This window comes from Streptomyces sp. NBC_00829, assembly GCF_045161795.1.
In the GTDB taxonomy this organism is placed as follows: domain Bacteria; phylum Actinomycetota; class Actinomycetes; order Streptomycetales; family Streptomycetaceae; genus Streptomyces.
Genome location: NZ_CP108867.1, coordinates 5840264 through 5860858, shown reverse-complemented (window position 1 = coordinate 5860858; position 20595 = coordinate 5840264). Strand labels below are relative to the sequence as shown.

Genomic DNA, 20595 nt, shown 5'->3' with positions numbered 1-20595 from the left:
GGTGCGGCTCCTCTCGTACCAGTGTTAGACGTGCTCGACGATGGTGTCGGCGAGGACCGGCGCGTCGTCCCTCTCGACGGCCGTGACCGACACCTGGACGCGGCCGGGCTCGGGGGAGTCGGCCCACATCCGGATGCGCAGGCTCTCGCCGGGGAAGACGACTCCGGCGAAGCGGGTGGTGTACGAGCGGACGCGGCCGACGTCCCCGCCGAGGAGGGTGTCGACGACCGCCTTGAGCGTCATTCCGTACGAGCAGAGCCCGTGCAGGATGGGCCGGTCGAAGCCCGCGCGGGCGGCGAACTCGGGGTCGGCGTGGAGCGGGTTGAGGTCGCCGCAGAGCCGGTAGAGCAGCGCCTGGTCCTCGCGGACGGCTTTCTCCACGGTCTTGTCCGCGTCCCGGGAGGGGAGTTCGGTGCGGGCCGAGGGCCCGCGTTCGCCGCCGAAACCGCCCTCTCCGCGGACGAAGATCTGGGAGTCGCTGGTCCACAGCGGTCCTTCGTCGTCGGCCACCTCGGTGCGCAGGACGAGAACCGCGGCCTTGCCCTTGTCATGGACGGCGGCAATCCTCGATGTGGATACCGCGCTGCCGGCAACCGGGATCGGCCGGTGGACGCGGACGCTCTGTCCACCGTGCAGGACGGATGCGAGGTCGATGTCGAGGCCGGGGCCGTTCAGACCGCCGACGGCCCCCCTGCCCGCGCCCGCGACGGTGGCGAAGCTCGGCAGCACATGCAGCCTGGATTCAAGGGTGTAGCGCAGCTCGTCCGGGTCGGTGGCGGGGACGCCCGCGCCGAGGCCGAGGTGGTAGAGCTGGACGTCCTTGCTGTCCCACCTGATCTCGGTGCTCCTGGGTTCGGCGGCGACGGCCCTGTCGGCATCAATGGGCATGGGAATGCTGCTCCTTGATGGGTGGAAGACCTCGGCGCGGCCGTCCGCACCGTCGGCCGCACCGAGGTCGTACGGGACCGGCCCCACGCCCCTTCTAGAACGCGTTCTAGGTCGGTGGACCCTATGTATAACGCAGCCCCCATCACTTGTGAAGACTGCTGACGTCTTGTCAGAAATGGTGTGGGCCATGCCCCGACGGGCCGCGATCCGCCCGCGCGGACGCCCGGTGGGGCCCGGGACATTTGTCACGGCCGAGTGCGTACATGCGCATCTGCCGGGGCCCCTGTCCGCTCCGTAGCGTGATCCACATGAAGCAGACGCAGAGAGCAGACGGTGCGGCGGCGGTGAGCTTCGCCGGTGTGGCCAAGGCATTCGGCCGGGTACGGGCACTCGACTCCATCGACCTCGGCATCGGGCGCGGCGCGACGGTCGCCCTGCTCGGCCGCAACGGCGCGGGCAAGTCCACCGCGATCAGCCTGATGCTCGGCCTGAACGAGCCCGACGCCGGACGCGTCGAGGTCTTTGGCCGCGCCCCCGAGCACGCGGTCGCCGCGGGCCGGGTCGGGGCGATGCTCCAGGACGGCCGTCCGATACCCCGGGTGACCGTGCGCGAACTGGTCACCTTCGTGGCCGGCACCTACCCCCGGCCTCTGCCGGTCGCCGAGTCGCTGGAGCTGGCCGGGCTCACCGAGCACGCGGACCGCCGCGCCGACCGGATCTCCGGCGGCCAGCTCCAGCGCGTCCGCTTCGCCGTCGCGCTGGCGGGGAACCCCGAGCTGATCATCCTCGACGAGCCGACCGCCGCCCTCGACGTCGAGGCCCGCCAGGCCTTCTGGACGTCCATGCGGGGCTACGCCGAGCGCGGCAACACCGTGCTGTTCTCGACCCACTATCTGGAGGAGGCCGACGACAACGCCGACCGGATCGTCGTCCTCGACCACGGCCGGCTCGTCGCCGACGGCAGCGGCGAGGCACTGCGGAACTCGGCGGGCGGCAGCCTCGTCTCCTTCGACCTGGCGGGCCAGGGCACCGACGGCCTCACCCTGCTGCCCGGCGTCACCTCCGTGGAGGTGCGCGGCGACCGTGCCCGGCTGCGGACGGACGACTCCGACGCGACGGTTGTCGCCCTCGCCGCACTGAACGCGATCCGCGGCCTCGAAGTCGCCCCCGTCCCGCTCGAAGACGTCTTCCTCACCCTGACCGCCGCCCCTGATCCGGAGACCGTCCGATGATGCTCGACTACGTGAAGCTCGAAGTCCGCCGCACACTGCGCGACACCGGTTTCGTGATCTTCGGCATCGGGATGCCGGTGATGATGTATCTGCTCTTCACCAACATCGGCGAGAACGCCTCCGAGTGGAAGACGGCCTCCATGGTCGGCATGGCGGCGTACGGCGCACTCGGCGCGGCCCTGTCCACCGGGACCGGCGTCGCGGAGGACAAGGGGAGCGGCTGGCTGCGGCAGCTGCGGATCACTCCGATGACCCCGCGCCAGGTGGTCATCGGCCGGGCGCTCACCGGCTCGGTGATCGTCCTGCCCGCCATCGCCGCCGTACTGGCGGCGGGCGGGATCCTCAACGGCGTCCGGATGGACCTCTGGCAGTGGGGCGCCGTCACCGTCGTGCTCTGGCTCGGCGCGCTCCCCTTCACCCTGCTCGGCATCGGCAACGGCTACCTCCTCTCCGCCCAGACCACGGGTGTCGTGAACGTCGCCTGCAACCTCGGGCTCTCCATCGTCGGCGGTCTGTGGTTCCCCGTGGACCTCTTCCCCGGCTGGCTGCGTGCCCTGACCGGCTACAGCCCGACCCATGGCTTCGCCGCGCTGGGGCAGGCGGTGACCGAGAGCAGCGCACCCGCGTTCACCGCGGTCGCGGTGCTCGCCGTCTGGGGCCTGCTCTTCGGTTTCCACGCGGTTCTCTCGTACCGTCGGTCGGCGAGGACGGCATGACAGGAGCGACGATGCCCCAGAAGAAGCGGACGCGGCAGAGCCGCGAGGACGTCGGGGCGATGGACACCTGGAGGGCCGGCCGGGACGAGCAGAAGCGCGGTCGGCGCTCGCGCAGGGGGATCTGGCGATGCGCTCCCGAGGAGGTGGGCCCGCCCAACGGCTTCGCCATGCTGCCCTGGCTGCTCATGGGCATGGGGGCGTTCTCCAACCTCGTACAGGGAAAGACAGCGAACCCGTGGATCGGCGGCATCGGTCTGCTGACCTTCAACTCTCTCTACATATCGGTGGTGTTCAGGGCATTCGTCAAGGAGAAGCGCGAGGCCCGCTCCACCCGCCGGCTCCTGATCGCGATGCTCGCGGTGACCTGCGCGCTCGCCATCGGGTACGGCGGCAGCTGGCTGCTTTTCTTCCCGCTGCTCGGACTGGCCGTGGGCTCGGTCGTCCGGGGCCACCGGCTCGGCCCGACCGGCCTCGGCCTGAGCGCTCTCGCCGGGGTGATCGCGGGCTTCAGGGACGGCTGGGGCGCGGTGAACGTCGCGTACGGCACGTTCCTGTCCACCATGGTGACCGCCGCGATCCTGTCCCTGTCCGAGGCCGTCCGCGAACTGCGTGCGGCCCGCGAGGAACTGGCCCGCACGGCGGTCGAGAAGGAGCGGCTGCGTTTCTCCCGCGATCTGCACGATCTGCTCGGCCACACCCTCTCCGTGATCGTGGTGAAGTCCGAGGCCGCGCGCCGACTCGCCCCGCGCGACATGGACGCCGCGCTGGCGCAGATCACGGACATCGAGTCGGTGGGCCGCCAGGCCCTGACGGAGATCCGCGAAGCGGTGACCGGCTATCGCGAGGGAAGCCTCGCGGCCGAACTCGACCGGGCCCGCTCCGCGCTGACCGCCGTCGGCATCGAGCCGGTGATCCGCCGCTCGGGCCCGCCGCTCGAACCCCAGACGGCGGCGCTGCTGGGGTGGGTGGTCCGCGAGGCCGTGACCAATGCCGTACGCCACAGCGAGGCCGCCCACTGCGAGATCACCCTGGAGGCCACTCAGGAGCGGGTCCGGCTCACCGTCACCGACGACGGCCTGGGCGGGAGTCCCGCCGACGATGCCCTGCCGTCCCTGGGCGGCACCGGCCTGAAGGGCCTCACAGAGCGCCTCTCGGCCGCGGGCGGCTCCCTGGAAGCGGGACCGTCACCGAAGGGCGGATTCCGCGTGCGGGCGGAACTCCCCGTGGACGCGACACAGAAAGCGGAACCCGCACACTGCGACTGATGTCCCAGCTCAGCGGTCCGCCATACCCTTACGTGGTGGAAGAGATGCCGCAGGATCACCGGCCCGCCAAGTCCATCCGTGTCCTCCTCGCCGAGGAAGGTGTGGAAGGACATTGCGAGCGCGTTCAAGGCCGTGAAGCGCTCCGACTTCGATCGTGCTTTGGCAGCCTTCGCCGACGAGGACGTTCCGGCGCTGTGGGCGTACGCGATCGACCTGTTCAGCCGCAAGGGTGCCGAGGATCTGTTGAAGGTCATCGGTAAGGCGCGCGTCATCTTCGACATGGACGGGTTGGACTCCAACGAGCCGCGTGACCGCCGCTGGATCATCAACCGTGCCGAGGAAGCCCGCGAGTACAGCGAGGGACTTTCCAAGCGAGTCTGTGACACCAAGGAAGAACAGCGCGACGCGGGAAGGTGGGTCGCCGGCCGGGCTCCCTACGGGTACACCGTCTCTCGGGACCGCGTGCTGTCACCGGATGAAGAGCCGTTCATCTGCCACGTAGCGACCCACAAGGAATGGACCCGCGCCGCCCTGGTGCGCGAGATGTTCCGCATGATGGCCGGGGACGGAGAGTCCACGCGTGGGGTGTGCCGTTGGCTCAACGGGATGGGTGTTCCCTCGCCCGGCGGCAAGTCATGGGGCTTCGCGTACGTCCACCGCATGACCCGGAACCCCGCCTACTACGGTACGCAAGTGATTCAGATTCGCCCCGGACACCCCGAGCCGTACCGCAACGCCAAGGGCGAGTTGGTGACGCTCCCGGCACGGCACTGATCACGCGGGACCTCCAGCGCACGGTGCAAAACAACCTTGCGGGCAACAACGTGATCCCCGTCCCGAAGCGAGCCAGGGACACCCGCGCGAAGCATCTTCTTACCGGGCTGTTGCAGTGCCCCGGATGCAAGCGGTCCATGTCCATGGGCGGGCGCTCGTATTCTGTGCCAGGCAGCCACCGGAGGTACCGGGTGCCACGTCAAGGCGTCCGCGAGGACGACAGCCATTGAGAGCTACGTCTTTGAGGCGTGGTTGGCCCGGCTGACGAATGCCGACGATGACGACCCGATCATGGTTGCCGTCTCCGAACGGTGGGCCGCTCGCATGAAGCCCGAAGAGACCGCCGAGGAACACCCGGCCCGTGCCGTGCTGGACGCTGCGGAAGCCGACTTGGCGGGGCTCGTACGGACGCGCAAGCAGTACACCGGGGCAGCCGAGCGCTATTACTTCCAGCAACTTGCCGAAGCCACGGAAGCCGTGGAAGCGGCCAAGGAGGAAGCGGCTAAGCATGGCTCGGCGGGCAGGATCCAACTCCCGTTCCTCTCCCTGTCTGTGGAGGATCTGACGGCAGCATGGAACGACGCGGACCGCTACTTGAAGCGTGATCTACTCCGCCTTGCTATCGACCGCATCACGGTGCGCAGAGCCCCCCGGCGAGGGGCGAAGTTTGACGGTGACTCACGTCTGACGATCGCTTGGTCCAAGAACGCCGAGCGTACGGAGTACGAGCGAGCCGCGTAGGAAGGCGAGAGAGCCCCGGTAGGTCTCCGGACCAACCGGGGCTCTCTGCTGTCCGTCTACGGGTCCCCGCTTGGGCGGGATAGCCTCTCGCGTAGCCCGCACCAACTTGGAGCGTGCGGAGCAGGCCCGGTGCCTTACAGGCTTGCACTGGGATGCGGTACGACCGGTCCGCACCAGCCCCGGCAGTCCACGTGACCGCCGGGGCTTCCTTGTGCCCACACATGGGCGCTCGGGGGCTCGACGAGCGGCAGAGCGACCAGCGGACGGCCCCATGACGGTATGACGGATAGACCTACTTTTTTGAATGCACATAGAAAAATATAGAGAAAACCAAAACGGCATCCGAACCGTCATCCCGTCATGCTCAGCGCTCGGGAATCTCGTGGTCCCCACAACACAGTGAGAGCGGGTTACCGCGCACCCCACCAGTCCGGAATCGGCGGTCTGAGTGCCCGACTCTCACACCAGTTCTGCCCGTGCACCACGCACCCGTTCGGGGTGGCCGCAGGGGTCGTGAGGCAGAGCGCGGGGAGACTGCACCGCCCATCAGTAACCGGCTCGTCCGCGAGTCGCCGAACGGGGTTGTAAGCCCGTGTGGTCTCCCCACTGTGTCCGGATAGGCCGAGCTGGAGAGGACAAACACACCGCGCGACTGACCCAACGGATGGGGTCGGCACTAGTTCACGACGTGAGGACCTTGTGCGGGCTCGCAGTACGTAAGCCCCTCGCTGTCCACTAGTCGGGTAAGGCTGTATGCCTCCCACTGGAGACCGAGACCGCAGAGTCCGCAGTGACCAGCGAAGCGGCGGTAGCCCGGTGTGGGCTCGGGGGTGCCATCAGGTGTAGTCATCCACCCAATGTAGGGCGGAACACTGACAGGGGGCATCGTGCGCTGTATCGACTGCACCGAGCCCGCCACTCACCGGGGCCGCTGCGAGGGTCACCACCAGGACTACGAACAGCGGGCTTCGGTACGTGCCCGTCGTGCCGTGCTGGTTCAGGTGTTCTCGGGGGCCGCTCGGCTCCGTGCCCTGGTCGGTGCCCGTGGGGGTGCCCGCTGTGCCCGGTGCGGGTCCCCCGTCCTCGCGGACGTGGTGGACGTAGACCACGTGCAGCCGATCGCACTCGGGGGCGAGGACACGGACGGCAACGTTCAAGTGCTCTGCCGCTCGCCTGTGGCAGGCAGAGCGGGAGCTATCTCGGACCGGATTGGTAGTCGAGACGGAGCGCGGGAACGTGACAGGCACGGCTTCCAAGATCATGGAGTTCTCTACGCCCCGTGATCCGAGTGGAAGACCGTGCCTGCCGACGCATCATTGCTGATCCGACACTCCGTGTTCCACGCGCATCGATGATCGCGCCCCGCGGGGGCCCTGGCTCCGGTGGTAGTCGGCCCGTAGGTCCTGCGCGGCGTTGAAGCACGTGGTTGCGGTGGTCACTTGAGGGTAATATTGGTTCCGAAAATGGTGCCGACCACCGCGCATTCCTTGACGTCGGCGCGACTGAAGCTTACGGTCGAGGCCGTACCGGTCAGGCCTTTTGAGGTCGAAGTGCAAGACCAGCCGGTCGGCTTTTTGAATTTTACTTGAAAGACCTCACTCTTTCCTCCCGCGAAGTTGCCTGAGCATTTTTTGGCAACATCCGTGCGGACGCAGACATTCGCAATGGTTCCCGAGAAGTTACTGAGGCGGAAAGCTGCGATCCGGGGGGCGCCTGCCGCGAAGCCGGCCCCGGTCGCCGCGACAAAGCCCCCGGTGGCCAGGCTGGCGCTGACAACCAGCCAGACCAGCTTCTTCTTACGAGTGGCGGTCCTTTTACGGGACATTTCTGACCCTTTCTCGATCATCGTGAATACAGAGAGGCGATTGTGTTCCCTGGAAGCGTGCAGGACACGCTTTTTCGGGTCGAACCCCCGAACTTCCCCACCGTCGCCCCCTCCATATTCGACATTGGTCTCAACCTTGCCGAGCTTGCTGAGCAAACCGCGAGCACCCTTGCTCGCCGCCCCCCGCGCTCGGCCCGGAGATCCACTGGTCACCCTGATGTACGTACAGCCTTTTCCAGCCACTCAGCTTCCGACGGGATTTTTGCGCCAACATCCGGAAAAGTTGGCGGCGCACGTGTCCGGCTTCGGTGCGCAGTAGGGGAAAAATGCAGGTCACGGCGTGTATGTGGCGGGTATCGAAGCACTTGGCCCCCGGACTGAATTTGTCGACTTTGACGAGCGGTCAGCTTGAGGAGGCGGGATGGTTCGGTCAAAGGACCTGCGGGATCACGACATCCAGCCACGCTGCGCCGGACACGAGGACGCCCGGGGCCACACCCTGTGGGGGCCCGCTCGGGAGCCTCGTTCGTTGCGGGCCCAGCCACCATCACTCGATCAGTGGCCACACTGAAAAGGCTCACTGACCGCACCCCCGACCAGGACCCGCCCGAGAGTCTGTGGTTCGTGCCCCCTGTGCGTCGCACGCCCCAACTCCGGACAGCGTGACCACCAGCCCCGCCACGCTTCCCAACCGGGGGTGCGGCGGGGCTTTCGCCGTTGGTCTACTGGGGGCAGAGGGAAGCCCCACCATGCCTTAGCACAGTGGGGCCGCTGTGAGCTGGCGCGGGGTGGCCAAGGGTCAGACAGTGCCGAACTCTCCAGCCTTGACGCCCGCCACGAAAGTTGCGAACGAGCCGGCGGGGAAGCCGAGAACCGGACCGCTCGGGTTCTTGGAGTCACGGACGGGGACCACGCCGCGCGAGGCGACGAGGTTTGTGGCGACCTGGATGCAGTCGCCGCCCGTGCCCTGCTGTGGGTGCTGAGCCTCTTACTGCCTGCCCGTGGAAAGCGCCGTGCCTTCACTGCTGAACCCCCGGTGGTCACCACCGAGCCCCTGCCGATCCCTCGCGCCACGCGTCGCCCGTGGTCCGGACCGTCCTCGGCGCAAGCCCATGCGATCTTCCACGCCGAGGAGACGCGAGCACTCACCCCGGAACAGCGGGAACGCTGGTGGGCTACGGCGTTCGCCGAAATCGGCGTTGACTACGACTTCCCCACCATCAACATCAAGGCTGTCCGCTCTACCCGTCAGGGGGTGGCTGCCTAATGCTGTTGTCAAGCCACGAGACGCAGGGGCGGCCGGGCTTCGTAGGGGTGCCGGTCGCGCAGGATGGCGTAGAGGACGTTGATCTTGCGCCGGGCCAGAGCGATCAGGGCCTGGTGGTGTCGTTTGCCTTCGCCCCGCTTGCGGTCGTAGAAGGCCCGCGAGGCGGGACCGACCCCGGATGACGTGATCGGCACGAGCTAGACGAGCGCCCCCAGGCAGCAAAACGCCCCGTTCGGCCAAGTGCCGGGCGGGTTTTCTGCATGTCCGGAGCCGTCGCCGCGCTGCCTCAACAAGCCACCGGCCATACCCTGTTCTCTGTGACCGAGATGCCGCAAAACCACCGCCCGGTAAGGTGTGTAAGAGTCCTCCTCGCCGAGGACCAGGGCATGATGCGGGGCGCGCTCGCGCTGCTGCTCGGTCTGGAGGCGGACATCGAGGTCGTCGCCCAGGTCGGCCGGGGTGATGCCATCGTCGACGCGGCGCTCACCTCACGTCCCGATGTGGCACTGCTCGACATCGAACTGCCCGGCTGCAGCGGCCTGGACGCGGCGGCCCTGCTGAGGGACGAGGTCCCCGACTGCCGGGTGCTGATCCTCACCACCTTCGGCAGACCCGGATATCTGCGCAGGGCGATGGAGGCGGGGGCGGCGGGCTTCCTGGTCAAGGACGGTCCCGTCGAGGAACTGGCCGAGGCGATCCGGCGGGTGCTGACCGGCGAGACGGTGATCGACCCGGCGCTGGCCGCGGCGGCCCTGAGCGCGGGTCCGAGCCCCCTCACCGCGCGCGAGCGCGATGTGCTGAACGCCGCGGTGGACGGGGCGACGGTCTCCGACATCGCGGGGTCGCTGCACCTGTCCGAGTCGACCGTGCGGAACTATCTGTCCTCGGCGATCGGCAAGACGGGTACCCGCAACCGTATGGAGGCGGTCCGGGCGGCCCGTCGGCAGGGCTGGCTCTGAGGGCCGCGTCGGCCCCTCGCCGGGCATGCGTCGGCCACGCGTCCGTCCGTGCCGGGGCGAGGATCACCGCGCCGGGTGTCCAGGGGCCGTCCCGGGAGATCGCGGACAAGGCCCTATGACCTGCGCAGGAGTGTGACCACGGCGGCTCCGCCGAGCCCGATGTTGTGGGCGAGTCCGACGCGCGCGTCCGCCACCTGGCGGGGCCCCGCCTCCCCCCTCAACTGCCGCACCAGTTCGGCCGTCTGGGCGAGTCCCGTCGCGCCGAGCGGATGTCCCTTGGAGATCAGACCGCCGGAGGGGTTGACCACCCACCGGCCGCCGTATGTCGTCGCCCCGCTCTCCACCAGCTTCCCCGACTCGCCGTCCGCGCACATGCCGAGCGCCTCGTAGGTGAGCAGTTCGTTGATGGAGAAGCAGTCGTGCAGCTCGATCACGTCGACGTCCTCGATGCCGAGCCCGGAGCTCTCGAAGACCTGCCGCCCGGCGGCACGGGACATCGGCTTGCCCACGGCGTCGATGCACGATCCGGAGGCGAAGGACTCCTCGGTGTCGGTGGTCATGGACTGCGCGGCGATCTCGACGGCCTTGCCGTGGAGAGCGTGCCGGACGAGGAAGCGTTCGGAGACGACGAGGGCCGCGGCCGATCCGTCGGAGGTCGGCGAGCACTGGAGCCTGGTCAGCGGCCGGTGGATCGTCTTGGCCGCGAGGATCTCGTCGACCGAGTAGACGTCCTGGAACTGTGCGTCGGGGTTGTCGGCCGAGTGCCGGTGGTTCTTGGCGCCGACGGCGGCGAGCTGCGCCTCGGTGGTGCCGTAGCGCTCCATGTGCTCCCGGGCGGCGTTGCCGAAGATCTGCGCCGTGGGCGGACTCGCCTCGAAGCCGTGTCCGGCCGCCATGACGCCGTAGTGGCGGGCCACCGGGGACGCCTTGAAGTCACCGCCGTCCGAGCCGCCGCCGAGCGGGCCGCGTGTCATCTTCTCGAAGCCGAGGGCGAGCACACAGTCGCTGATGCCGCCCTCGACGAACTGCCGGGCCATCATCAGCGCCGTCGATCCCGTCGCACAGTTGTTGTTGACGTTGTAGACGGGAACGCCGGTCAGTCCGAGCTCGTACGCCGCGCGCTGCCCGGCCGTCGACGCCTGGAAGCAGTACCCCACGGGCACCTGCTCCACCAGGCCGTAGTCGATCCCGGCGTCCGCGAGTGCCCGCTCCCCGGCCTCCTTCGCCATGTCCCAGTACTGCCAGTCCCTGGACTCGGGCTTCTCGAACTTCGTCATCCCGACGCCGACGATGTAGCTCTTCACTGCGTACTCCTTCAGTCCCGGGGGAGGCCGAGGATGCGCTCGGCGACGACATTGAGCTGGACCTGTGTGGTGCCTCCGGCGATGGTCAGACAGCGGGACATGAGCAGCCCGTGCACCGCCCGCTCCCCCACCCCCTCGCGCAACGCGCCCTGGGGTCCGAGCAGTTCGAGGGCGAGCTCGGCGGTCTTCTGCTGGTGGACGGTCTGGATGAGTTTGCGTACGCTCGCGCCCGCGCCGGGCTCCAGACCGGACACCTGCCGCAGCGTGGCCCGCAGCCCTATGCAGGCCAGCGCGTGCGCCTCGGCGGCGAGGGCTCCGATGCGGGCCCGGACCGATCCGTCGAACAGACCGCTACGGGCGATCAGCGCCGCCAGACCGGTGTCGAAGGTCAACTGGTCGGCCATGTGGACGCGTTCGTTGCCGAGGGTGTTGCGGGCGACCTTCCAGCCGTCGTCGACCTTTCCGACCACGGCGTCGTGCGGGAGCAGCGCGCCGTCGAAGTACACCTCGTTGAAGAGCGCGTCCCCGGTGATCTCCTTCAGCGGTCGGATGTCGATGCCCTCGGTGTTCCTCATGTCCACGAGGAAGTAGGTCAGCCCCTTGTGCTTGGGCGCGCGCGGGTCGGTGCGGGCGAGCAGGATCCCGTGGTCGGCGGAGCGTGCGGAGCTCGTCCACACCTTCTGCCCGGTGATGCGCCAGCCCTCGTCCGTCCTCTCGGCCCTGGTGCGCAGGGCGGCCAGATCCGATCCGGCGCCTGGTTCGGAGAACAGCTGGCACCACCGCAGCTCGCCGCGCAGGGTCGGGGCCAGGAAGCGTTCCTGCTGCGCCGGTGTCCCGTACGCGATGAGCGAGGGGATCACCCAGGTCGCTGTCCCGAGGTCGGCGACGCTGACCCCGGCGGCGCGCAGCTCTTCCTGGACGACGAGCTGCTGGACGGCTCCGGCACCCAGGCCGTACGGCTCGGGCAGGTGCGGGGCGGCATGGCCGGTGGCGGCGAGGGCGCGGCGGGCGGCCGCGGGGTCCATCCCCCGTACGCTCCTCGCCGCCGCCCTGGCCGGCGCCCGGTAGGTCTCCGCCTCCGCCGGGAGTTCCAGCCGCAGTTCGCGCCGTGCCCCGCCGGCCGCGAGCCGCACGGCCAGCAGCCGGTGGCCGTCGCCCGGCCCGAGGAGCTGGCGGGCGACCAGGGCCCGGCGCAGATACAGATGCGCGTCGTGCTCCCAGGTGAAGCCGATGCCGCCGAGGATCTGGATGCAGTCCTTGGCGCAGGTGTACGCGGCGTCCAGCGCGGTCCCGGCGGCGAGTGAGGCCGCCAGCCCGCGCACGGGTGCGGGCTCGTCCGCCGCGCGCGCCGCGTCCCAGGCAAGCGCCCGTGACTGCTCGACGCGGACCAGCATGTCGGCACAGAGGTGCTTGATCGCCTGGAACTGTCCGATGGGCCTGCCGAACTGTTCACGGACCTTGGCGTACTCGGCGGCGCACTCCAGCGCCCAGGCCGCGACACCGCACGCCTCCGCCGCGTGCAGGACTCGGGCCAGGTCCCGTACCAGGGCGGTGTCGAGGGCGAGGACGCGCGCCTGGGGGACATGGACGGCGTGTGCCGTCACCTCGGCGGTCGGCCGGGTGGGGTCGGCGCTCTCGTGGGCGCGCACGGCGAGGGCGTCGGCGTCCACGGCCGCCCAGAGCGTGCCGTGCGCGGCCCGGGCCGCGAGCAGGTACAGGTCGGCCTGCGCCCCGGCGAGGACGGGCGGGGCCGTCCCGTCGAGCAGCAGGCCGCCCTCGGCGGCGACGGCGGTGAGTGTTCCGGTCCCGAGGGCGACGGCTCCGACGCGCCGCCCGTCCGCGAGCGCCGCGACCAGCTCCGGCTGTCCCGCGCGCAGCAGCAGCTCGGCGGCGAGGGAGCTCACGAGATACGGGCCGGGCAGGGCGGCACGTCCCGTCTCCTCCAGGACGACGGCCAGGTCCACGAGCGTGCCGCCCCCGCCGCCGAGCTCCTCGGCGATATGCACGCCGAGGAGGCCCTGTCCGGCCAGGCCGTCCCAGTGGCCGGGGCGCCCGGTCCCGGCCGAGGGCACGTCGAGGAGCTTGCGTACTTCCTCGGGCGGCACGGCACGCGCCAGCCAGCCGCGCACGGCCTCGGCCAACTCCCGCTGTTCGTGCGTGATGGGGATACCCATGGGCGGCAGACTAGAACACGTTTCAATCTGACGGTAGGTCAGGCGCCCTGTGGGATCCGGATACTTCCAGGACCGTCGGCGGCGGCCGTGAGCGACCGCAGGCGCGGGTCGCGGCCGGTGCCGGTGCCCGTGCCGGACGACAGCGAGTGCGGGTGCGGGAGCCATCGACGCGACCGAACGCAATGCGTCGGCAATGGTGCCTTTCTTTGCCGGGAACGCCTTCACCGGGCACATTGCGGCGCCCGATGACCCGACTCGCCCGGTCTCATCAAAGGACCGTCTCGGCCTTTCCCAAAACAGTGAGGCACCGACACGGAAACGGAAAGTCCGGCGGTGGCCTTCGGCACCGGCCACCACCGGATCAGAGTCTGCCGGAAATCAGCCGCAGATCCTCGCGATCTGCGGCGCGGGGGCTATCTTGGTCGACCCGTTCACCGTGAGGTGCACAGAACTGTCGTAAGCGACGTTGCAGGGGACATGAACCGTGCTGCCGAAGCATCCGCGCTGAAATCCCGGATTGAGGACCGAGTCGGCACAGGTGACATTGCCGCCGAACTGGGCCGAGGTCCAGCCGCCGATGTTGACGCCCTTGGGGCCCTGGTTGTTGACCACCAGGACGACCTGAGCATCGCCGTTCTGGTTGGCAACGATGCACCCCTGGAACTTCACACCCGGATAGGTGGCGTGTTCGATCGTTTTCTCACAACGCCAGTTCGAGTTCGGGCTGATTTCCTTCCAGTTGACCGTCGCGGCGCTCGCGGGAGCGGTGGCCGCCGCTACAGCGGTCATGGCCGCCACCGCGATACCCGCACCGCGGACCATCTGACGAAGCTTCATTTCCCCTCCAAAGGACAGGTGCATGCGCGACGCCGCCCAACTCCCTCAGAAACAAAGGTATTTTGGCGACGGCACCGAGGATCTTACGCATCGATGACGCTGGCGCAATGCTTTTACGGCGGGAATGAGTGGCGAACGGCGGTATCGCGCCACCTATGCAGTCGCTTTTCGGCCGGCTCCAGCAAGGCCCACCGAGATCGCGTGATCTACGCCATAGCCCTCCAGGGGGAAGGGATTCCGGTCGCTCCCGAATGCGACCCCACCCCACTCGCGCTCACAAAGGCCAAACAAATGGGCCAGTTGATTCCGCATGCCTGGGAAACCGGCCCGAGACCGGCTGCCCTTCCGTACGGAGACGCACACGATCGCGGGCAGGCCCCGCCACCCACGGCAGCGCGCGCTGAAGGGCTGTCCCGTCATCCCCACCGGGCGCCCGACACCGGCTACGGCACCTCGCCGCGTTGTCGTCCTCATCCGAACACGCCCGTATGAGGACGACCCTCCGCCTTGCGATGCACCGCATCTGACGCCCTGCGTGACCCGCCGGGGATGACGGGACAGCCCTTAGGGCACGATGGGCGGCCTCGCACACATAGCCCCAGGAGGACCCACCCATGGCCGGCGCCACCCCCAAGCCGGAGACCCTCGCCGCCTTCGAGGCCGCCATGGGCTTCATGCCCGTACGGGAGGGCCTCGCCCTGTACGCCGCGGCGACGGAGGCGGGCGCGCTCGGCCTTCCGCTGCTGGAGGTCGGCACCTACTGCGGGCGCTCGACGATCCTGCTCGCCGACGCCGCCCGGGAGGCCGGGACCGTCGCCGTCACGGTCGACCACCACCGCGGCAGCGAGGAGCAGCAGCCGGGCTGGGAGTACCACGACCCGGACGTCGTCGACCCGGACGTCGCCGTGATGGACACCCTGCCCACGTTCCGCCGCACCCTGTTCAAGGCCGGCCTGGAGGACCACGTCATCGCGGTCGTCGGCCGTTCCCCGCAGGTCGCGGGCGTCTGGGGCACCCCGCTCGGCCTGGTCTTCATCGACGGCGGCCATACCGACGAGCACGCCGGCGGAGACTACGAGGGCTGGGCGCCGCATGTCGCCGACGGCGGCCTGCTGGTGATCCACGACGTCTTCCCGGACCCGGAGGACGAGTTCACCGGCCAGGCCCCGTACCGCGTGTATCTGCGGGCACTCGCGTCCGGCGCGTTCACCGAGGTCTCGGCAACCGACTCGCTTCGTGTCCTGCGGCGTACCGGACCGGGGATCTGAGCGACCCGGCTAGCATCGCGAGGGTGTCGTACGACGAGAACGAGTCCCCCGCCCGCCCGCGCCGCGTCGGCCGCGGCAATCTCACCATCGCGCTCGCCGCGCTGGTGCCCACCGCCCTGGCGGGGTGGCTCGTCTGGCGGACGATGAGCGGACCAGGGGAGAACGAGCCGCCGAAGGTGCTGCCACTGCCGAGCCGGCACACCACAGCGGACCGGCCGGGCACGGCGAGCGAGCCGCCGCCTCCCAGCCCGTCAGGCACCGTGTCACCCTCGGCTCCGCCCTCGAAGGGGAACGGCAGCGAGGCGGGACCGCTGGCCGGCAAGATCGTGATGGTGGACCCGGGACACAATCCCGGCAATTTCCGGCACACGAGCGAGATCAACAAGCTCGTGGACATCGGAACCAACCGCAAGGAATGCGACACGACGGGCACGGCCACCAAGGACGGCTACACCGAGGCCGAATTCACCCGCGATGTTTCACAACGTCTTCGCACACTGCTCGAAAAGCAGGGCGCAACGGTCCAATTCACCCATGACAACGACCGGGCTTTCGGTCCGTGCGTGGACGAACGGGCACGGATCGGCAACAAAGCCGGGGCGGACGCCGTCATCTCCATCCACGCCGACGGCTCCTCCGTCGGCAACCGCGGCTTCCATGTCATCCTCCCCGCCCTGGTCAAAGCAGGTGCCGCGGACACCTCGAAGATTGTCGGACCCTCGCGCGAACTGGGGGAACGCATCGCGGGACGGTTCGTCCGCGCGACCGGAAGTGCGCCCTCCAACTACGTGGGAGACAGCACCGGTTTGGACGTGCGCAAGGATCTCGGGGGACTCAATCTCTCCACCGTGCCCAAAGTGTTCATCGAATGCGGCAATATGCGTGACCCACAGGATGCCGCTCTGCTGAAAAACTCGGCGTGGCGCCAACAGGCGGCGCAGGGAATGGCGGACGGTATCGCCGGCTACCTGCGGGACTGAGTGCGAACCCGCGAGACGACCGGATCGGGCAGACGATAGATTCATCTCTACGATGGGGGGTCACCCCCGAGCTCCGCGCCGTGCGACCGCCCCACCGGCAGCAGCGACGACCGCCCCGATGAGACGACCGACGAAGGACTTTTACGTGAACATCCGCTCCCTCATTCGAGGCGACGGCGTGGTGATCGGAGCAGCGGTGTTGCTGTTCATCGCCTCGTTCCTCGACACGTTCGACTGCTCCGGCAGCAACTGCGACGACGTGCCGAACGCCTGGGACAACGGGTCCCTGCTCATGGGTGTCTACTTGGCGGGCATCATCGGCGCGGCGCTGATCGTCACCTCCCGCGCGCTGCCGCAGCCTCCCAAGGTCATCGGCCTCGACCTCGGCCAGGTCGGCGTCGCCTTCACCGTGTTCACCGCGTGGAGCGCACTCGGCGCGATCTTCGACCCCGCGGGCTCCCTGGACATCGGCGGCAGCGGCATCGACGCGGGCGTCGGCCTCATCCTCGGCTTCATCGCCGTGCTCGTCCTCGCGGCCGGCGCGGTCTGCTCCCTGATCGTCCCCGCCTTCAAGGCCCCGCTCGTCGGCGCCCCGAAGCCGCCGGCGACCCCGTACGGCGCGCAGCCCGGCGTCGCCGGCGGCTACGGCTACCCGGGCGCCCAGCAGCAGCCCTACGGCGTCCAGCCGGGGCAGACCCAGCCGTACGGCGCCCAGCAGCAGGGGCAGCAGCAGCCGGCCCCGGCCGCCGCGCAGCAGGCCGGCGGCCCCGCCGACTTCACTCCGTTCTGGTTCGCGGTGCCGGTGGCCCGTCCGCTGTTCGGTGAGGACGGTTCGCCGTCCCCGATCGCGGAGCTCGCGCCGGGCACCTGGTACCTCGCGGTCGAGCAGCGCGGTCCGGGCCTGGTGGCCCAGACGCAGGACGGCCGTCGCGGTGTCCTCCAGGACACCAGCGGTATCCAGCGCGGCTGACGCACGCGGTTCGCTGCGCGCACTTCGCTCACGCGACGGCCTCTCGCCCTTCCGGGCGGGAGGCCGTTGTCGTACAGTCGCCCAGAACTGACGCTGCGTCAGAAGGGATCGGAATGCGACTCGGCCTCGCACTCGGCTACTGGGGCCGCGGCCCCGACCCCGCCCATCTGGAGCTCGCCCGCGAGGCCGAACGACTCGGCTACGACTCCGTGTGGACCGCGGAGGCCTGGGGCTCCGACGCCTTCACCCCGCTCACCTGGATCGCGGCCCACACCTCCCGGATCCGCCTCGGCACGGCGGTGGCGCAGATGGCCGCCCGCACGCCCACCGCGACCGCGATGCACGCCCTGACCCTCGACCATCTCTCCGGCGGCCGGATGATGCTCGGACTGGGGCTGTCGGGACCACAGGTGGTCGAGGGCTGGTACGGCCGCCCGTTCCCCAAGAGCCCGCTCACGGCGACCCGGGAGTACGTCGACGTCATCCGCCAGGTCCTGCGGCGCGAGGCCCCCGTCGAGCTGGCCGGCCGCTTCCACTCCCATCCGTACCGCGGCGAGGAGGCCACCGGCCTCGGCAAGCCGCTGCGGCCGATCACCCATCCCCTGCGTGCGTCGCTGCCGCTCCTGCTGGGCGCGGAAGGGCCGAAGAACATCGCGCAGACGACCCGTATCGCCGACGGCTGGCTGCCGCTGTACTGGTCGCCGCTGCGTACGGACGTGTACGAGTCCTCGCTCACCGACGCCCCCAAGGACTTCGTCATCGCTCCGATGGCCCGGGCCACGGTCTGCGACGACATCGCCGAAGGGCTGCTGCCGGTCAAGGCGATGCTCGGCTTCTACATCGGCGGCATGGGCCACGCGGCCCGCAACTTCCACGCCGATCTGATGGCGCGGATGGGGTACGAGGCCCAGGCCCGGCAGATCCAGGGGCTCTTCGCCGAGGGCCACCGCGAGGAGGCGGTGCTGGCGGTGCCCGACGCCTTCGCGGACGAGATCTCTCTGGTGGGTCCGCGGGAGCGGATCGCCGAGCGACTGGAGCTGTGGCGCGCGGGCCCGGTCACGGATCTGCTGGTGACCGCCCCGGACCCGTACACGCTGCGGGTGCTGGCGGAGCTCAACTCCTAGGGGCTTTCCCTTGGACCAGGCCGGGGTTCGGCCGGCCGGGCTCCTCCCTCCCGCTCAGGCCGCCCGGCGGGTACGTGCTCGGAACCTTGTCGGTGACCTCGGCTCGCGGTACGGCTTCAGGACTCGGGGGAGCCCGAACGGGTTTCACGCGCTCACAAGCGGCAACCCGGTAGCCATGAGTCATCGCAACGGAACGAATCAGGCCGCAGCGGTCATCATGATCGTTGCTGATGTCATGGCCGTCATCCTCGGCCTCTGGATCCTGATGTACCTGCTCGACGCCAACCAGGCGAACGACCTGGTGAGCTTCATCCAGGACGCCGCCCACTGGCTGGCCGGCTGGTCCTACGACCTGTTCACGTTCGACGAGGCATGGGCGCGCGTCGTCGCGGGCTACGGGCTCGCCGCGGTGGTCTACCTCTTCGTCGGGCATGCCGTGGCAGGGCGCATGCGCAGGTACTGACGGATCAGCAGCAGCCGGGCGGCAGCCCACTCGGCAGCCGCTCCCCGCCGAAGACCGCGGTGGTCGCCTCGTCCCCGCCGAGCGCGGCCACCGCAAGCAGCAGCGAACCCGCCGTCCAGGTGGTGAGCTCCTCGGGCCAGAGCGCCCGATGTCCCTCGAAGACGTACCCCGTCCAGTACATGCCGCCGTCGGCGCGCAGGTGCCGGACGGACTGGAGGATCTCCAGCGCCCGGTCGGACTCGCCCATCACCCACAGGGCCAGGGCGAGTTCACAGCTTTCGCCGCCCGTGACCCACGGGTTGGGCAGCACACACCGCACACCGAGTCCCGGCACGACGAAGTCGTCCCAGGCCTCCTCGATACGGGACTTGGCCTCCGCGCCGGTCAGCGCGCCGCCGAGGACCGGGTAGTACCAGTCCATCGAGTACTGGCTCTTGTCGAGGAAGCGTTCGGGGTGCCTGCGGATCGCGTGCGCCAGCGCACCCGTCGCCAGCTCCCAGTCGGGCTGCGGCTCCTCGCGCTCCTCGGCGATCGCGAGCGCGCAGCGCAGTGCCTGGTGGACCGACGAACTGCCGGTCAGCAGCGCGTCGTCGACGGGCGTCCCGTCCGCCTCGCGCTTCCAGCCGATCTGGCCGCCCGGCTGCTTGAGCGCCAGTACGAACTCCACCGCGGCGAACACGACCGGCCACATCCGCTCCAGGAACACCTCGTCGCCGGTGGCCAGGAAGTGGTGCCAGACGCCGACGGCGACGTACGCGCAGAAGTTGCTCTCGCAGCCCAGGTCGGTGGGCCGGTCTGCCTCGCCGTCGTGGTACGCCGCGTACCAGGATCCGTCCGGGTTCTGGTGCCGCGCCAGCCACGCGTAGGCACGGGCCGCGGCCTCGTGTTCACCGGCCGCGTCCAGCGCCATGGCCGCCTCGGTGTGGTCCCACGGGTCGAGGTGGTGCCCGCGGAACCACGGTATGGCGCCGTCCTCGCGCTGGACCGCGAGAATGCCCGCGACCGTCTCGGCGGCCTGCTCGGCGGTGAGCACCCCGGGCAGGACAAGGTGTTCGGTGCGCCCGGGAGAAGTCACTTGGCGGCGTCCACGGGCAGGTGGGGCTTGGTCGCATACGCCACGAAGCTCTTGCCGACGACCGGGTTGAGCGCCCGCTCCGCGAGCCGGGTGGCCAGGGGCTTCTTCATGATGTCCCAGACCAGCAGCTTGTGGTACGCGCGGACCGGCAGGGCCTTGTCGTTGTCGACGCCGAACGCGCACTTGAGCCACCAGTACGGCGAGTGCAGGGCGTGCGCGTGATGCGTTCCGTACGGCCGCAGGCCCGCTTCCCTCATCCTGCCGAGCAGCTCGTCCGCCCGGTAGATGCGGATGTGGCCGCCCTCGACCTCGTGGTAGGCGTCGCTGAGCGCCCAGCAGATCTTCTCGGGGCCGTAGCGCGGCACGGTGACGGCGATCCGGCCGCCGGGCTTCAGCACCCGGACCATCTCGGCGAGCACGCCCTTGTCGTCGGGGATGTGCTCCATGACCTCGGAGATGATCACGACGTCGAAGGACTCGTCGGGGAAGGGGAGATGGAGCGCGTCGCCCTCCATGGCGGTGGCGGTCGCACCCTCGGGGGCCTCCCCGGCCTCCTTCATCGCGGCGAACCACTGGGCGACCTCGCGGATCTCCTCGCCGTTCTGGTCGAGGGCCACGACCTGAGCGCCGCGCCGGTAGCACTCGAACGCGTGCCGGCCCGCGCCGCAGCCCAGATCGAGCACACGGTCGCCCGCGGCGAGCGGGAAGCGGGAGAAGTCGACGGTCAGCACGT

At 69.5% G+C, this 20595-nt stretch carries 20 protein-coding genes and 2 pseudogenes; 13 read left to right on the top strand and 9 right to left on the bottom strand.

Annotated elements, in window-relative coordinates; genetic code table 11:
• Positions 1 to 24: 24 nt before the first annotated feature.
• Positions 25 to 888, bottom strand: a complete 864-nt coding sequence (locus tag OG293_RS26015) for a MaoC/PaaZ C-terminal domain-containing protein (protein ID WP_406001192.1) — start codon at positions 886 to 888, stop codon at positions 25 to 27.
• Positions 889 to 1196: 308 nt separating this feature from the next.
• On the opposite strand from OG293_RS26015, the gene OG293_RS26010 reads away from it, so the two are divergent.
• From OG293_RS26010 to OG293_RS25985, 6 genes are all read left to right on the top strand, one after another.
• A complete protein-coding gene (locus OG293_RS26010) occupies positions 1197 to 2120 on the top strand; it encodes an ATP-binding cassette domain-containing protein (RefSeq protein WP_406001191.1) in 924 nt (307 codons plus the stop codon).
• A complete protein-coding gene (locus OG293_RS26005; protein WP_406003713.1) occupies positions 2120 to 2836 on the top strand; it encodes an ABC transporter permease in 717 nt (238 codons plus the stop codon). Before OG293_RS26010 ends, OG293_RS26005 begins: the two co-directional genes overlap by 1 nt.
• 11 nt (positions 2837 to 2847) lie before the next feature.
• Positions 2848 to 4101 (top strand): sensor histidine kinase, encoded by a 1254-nt coding sequence (locus OG293_RS26000; RefSeq protein WP_406001190.1) that lies wholly within the window; start codon positions 2848 to 2850, stop codon positions 4099 to 4101.
• Positions 4102 to 4200: 99 nt separating this feature from the next.
• Complete coding sequence (locus OG293_RS25995; protein ID WP_406001189.1) at positions 4201 to 4875, top strand: recombinase family protein; 675 nt, start codon at positions 4201 to 4203, stop codon at positions 4873 to 4875.
• 324 nt (positions 4876 to 5199) lie between these two features.
• The gene (locus OG293_RS25990) at positions 5200 to 5616 is read left to right on the top strand and encodes a hypothetical protein (protein ID WP_406001188.1); all 417 of its coding nucleotides are present in this window, start codon (positions 5200 to 5202) and stop codon (positions 5614 to 5616) included.
• 887 nt (positions 5617 to 6503) lie between these two features.
• Positions 6504 to 6899, top strand: coding sequence for an HNH endonuclease (locus tag OG293_RS25985; RefSeq protein ID WP_406001187.1), 396 nt, complete (start codon positions 6504 to 6506; stop codon positions 6897 to 6899).
• Positions 6900 to 7051: 152 nt separating this feature from the next.
• On the opposite strand, the gene OG293_RS25980 is transcribed toward OG293_RS25985, so the two are convergent.
• Positions 7052 to 7597, bottom strand: a complete 546-nt coding sequence (locus OG293_RS25980; RefSeq protein WP_406001186.1) for a hypothetical protein — start codon at positions 7595 to 7597, stop codon at positions 7052 to 7054.
• Positions 7598 to 8240: 643 nt separating this feature from the next.
• Positions 8241 to 8402 (bottom strand): annotated as a pseudogene (locus tag OG293_RS25975) (DUF397 domain-containing protein); the annotation flags it as partial.
• Between the two features lie 75 nt (positions 8403 to 8477).
• On the opposite strand from OG293_RS25975, the gene OG293_RS25970 reads away from it, so the two are divergent.
• The gene (locus OG293_RS25970; RefSeq protein ID WP_406001185.1) at positions 8478 to 8708 is read left to right on the top strand and encodes a hypothetical protein; all 231 of its coding nucleotides are present in this window, start codon (positions 8478 to 8480) and stop codon (positions 8706 to 8708) included.
• Positions 8709 to 8716: 8 nt separating this feature from the next.
• Here the strand turns inward: OG293_RS25970 and OG293_RS25965 are convergent.
• A pseudogene (locus OG293_RS25965) lies at positions 8717 to 8875 on the bottom strand (IS110 family transposase); the annotation flags it as partial.
• A gap of 159 nt (positions 8876 to 9034) precedes the next feature.
• On the opposite strand from OG293_RS25965, the gene OG293_RS25960 reads away from it, so the two are divergent.
• Positions 9035 to 9667 (top strand): response regulator, encoded by a 633-nt coding sequence (locus tag OG293_RS25960; RefSeq protein WP_406003712.1) that lies wholly within the window; start codon positions 9035 to 9037, stop codon positions 9665 to 9667.
• 113 nt (positions 9668 to 9780) lie between these two features.
• On the opposite strand, the gene OG293_RS25955 is transcribed toward OG293_RS25960, so the two are convergent.
• From OG293_RS25955 to OG293_RS25945, 3 genes are all read right to left on the bottom strand, one after another.
• Complete coding sequence (locus OG293_RS25955) at positions 9781 to 10971, bottom strand: lipid-transfer protein (RefSeq protein WP_406001184.1); 1191 nt, start codon at positions 10969 to 10971, stop codon at positions 9781 to 9783.
• Between the two features lie 11 nt (positions 10972 to 10982).
• Positions 10983 to 13145 (bottom strand): acyl-CoA dehydrogenase, encoded by a 2163-nt coding sequence (locus tag OG293_RS25950; RefSeq protein WP_406001183.1) that lies wholly within the window; start codon positions 13143 to 13145, stop codon positions 10983 to 10985.
• Positions 13146 to 13523: 378 nt separating this feature from the next.
• A complete protein-coding gene (locus OG293_RS25945) occupies positions 13524 to 14006 on the bottom strand; it encodes a hypothetical protein (protein ID WP_406001182.1) in 483 nt (160 codons plus the stop codon).
• A 590-nt stretch (positions 14007 to 14596) separates the two neighbouring features.
• On the opposite strand from OG293_RS25945, the gene OG293_RS25940 reads away from it, so the two are divergent.
• The 5 genes from OG293_RS25940 (at position 14597) to OG293_RS25920 (ending at position 18787) form a co-directional block, all read left to right on the top strand.
• Positions 14597 to 15250, top strand: coding sequence for a class I SAM-dependent methyltransferase (locus OG293_RS25940; protein WP_406001181.1), 654 nt, complete (start codon positions 14597 to 14599; stop codon positions 15248 to 15250).
• Positions 15251 to 15273: 23 nt separating this feature from the next.
• Complete coding sequence (locus OG293_RS25935) at positions 15274 to 16230, top strand: N-acetylmuramoyl-L-alanine amidase (protein ID WP_406001180.1); 957 nt, start codon at positions 15274 to 15276, stop codon at positions 16228 to 16230.
• A gap of 145 nt (positions 16231 to 16375) precedes the next feature.
• Positions 16376 to 17200, top strand: a complete 825-nt coding sequence (locus tag OG293_RS25930) for a hypothetical protein (RefSeq protein WP_406001179.1) — start codon at positions 16376 to 16378, stop codon at positions 17198 to 17200.
• A gap of 113 nt (positions 17201 to 17313) precedes the next feature.
• Positions 17314 to 18324: an LLM class F420-dependent oxidoreductase gene (locus OG293_RS25925; protein ID WP_406001178.1), complete on the top strand. Its 1011-nt coding sequence runs from the start codon at positions 17314 to 17316 to the stop codon at positions 18322 to 18324.
• Positions 18325 to 18499: 175 nt separating this feature from the next.
• Positions 18500 to 18787, top strand: a complete 288-nt coding sequence (locus OG293_RS25920; RefSeq protein ID WP_406001177.1) for a hypothetical protein — start codon at positions 18500 to 18502, stop codon at positions 18785 to 18787.
• A gap of 4 nt (positions 18788 to 18791) precedes the next feature.
• On the opposite strand, the gene OG293_RS25915 is transcribed toward OG293_RS25920, so the two are convergent.
• Together OG293_RS25915 and OG293_RS25910 are read right to left on the bottom strand one after the other, a co-directional pair.
• Positions 18792 to 19862: a prenyltransferase gene (locus OG293_RS25915; protein ID WP_406001176.1), complete on the bottom strand. Its 1071-nt coding sequence runs from the start codon at positions 19860 to 19862 to the stop codon at positions 18792 to 18794.
• Positions 19859 to 20593, bottom strand: coding sequence for a methyltransferase domain-containing protein (locus OG293_RS25910; RefSeq protein WP_406001175.1), 735 nt, complete (start codon positions 20591 to 20593; stop codon positions 19859 to 19861). The genes OG293_RS25915 and OG293_RS25910 overlap by 4 nt, the downstream gene beginning before the upstream one ends.
• Positions 20594 to 20595 lie beyond the last annotated feature (2 nt).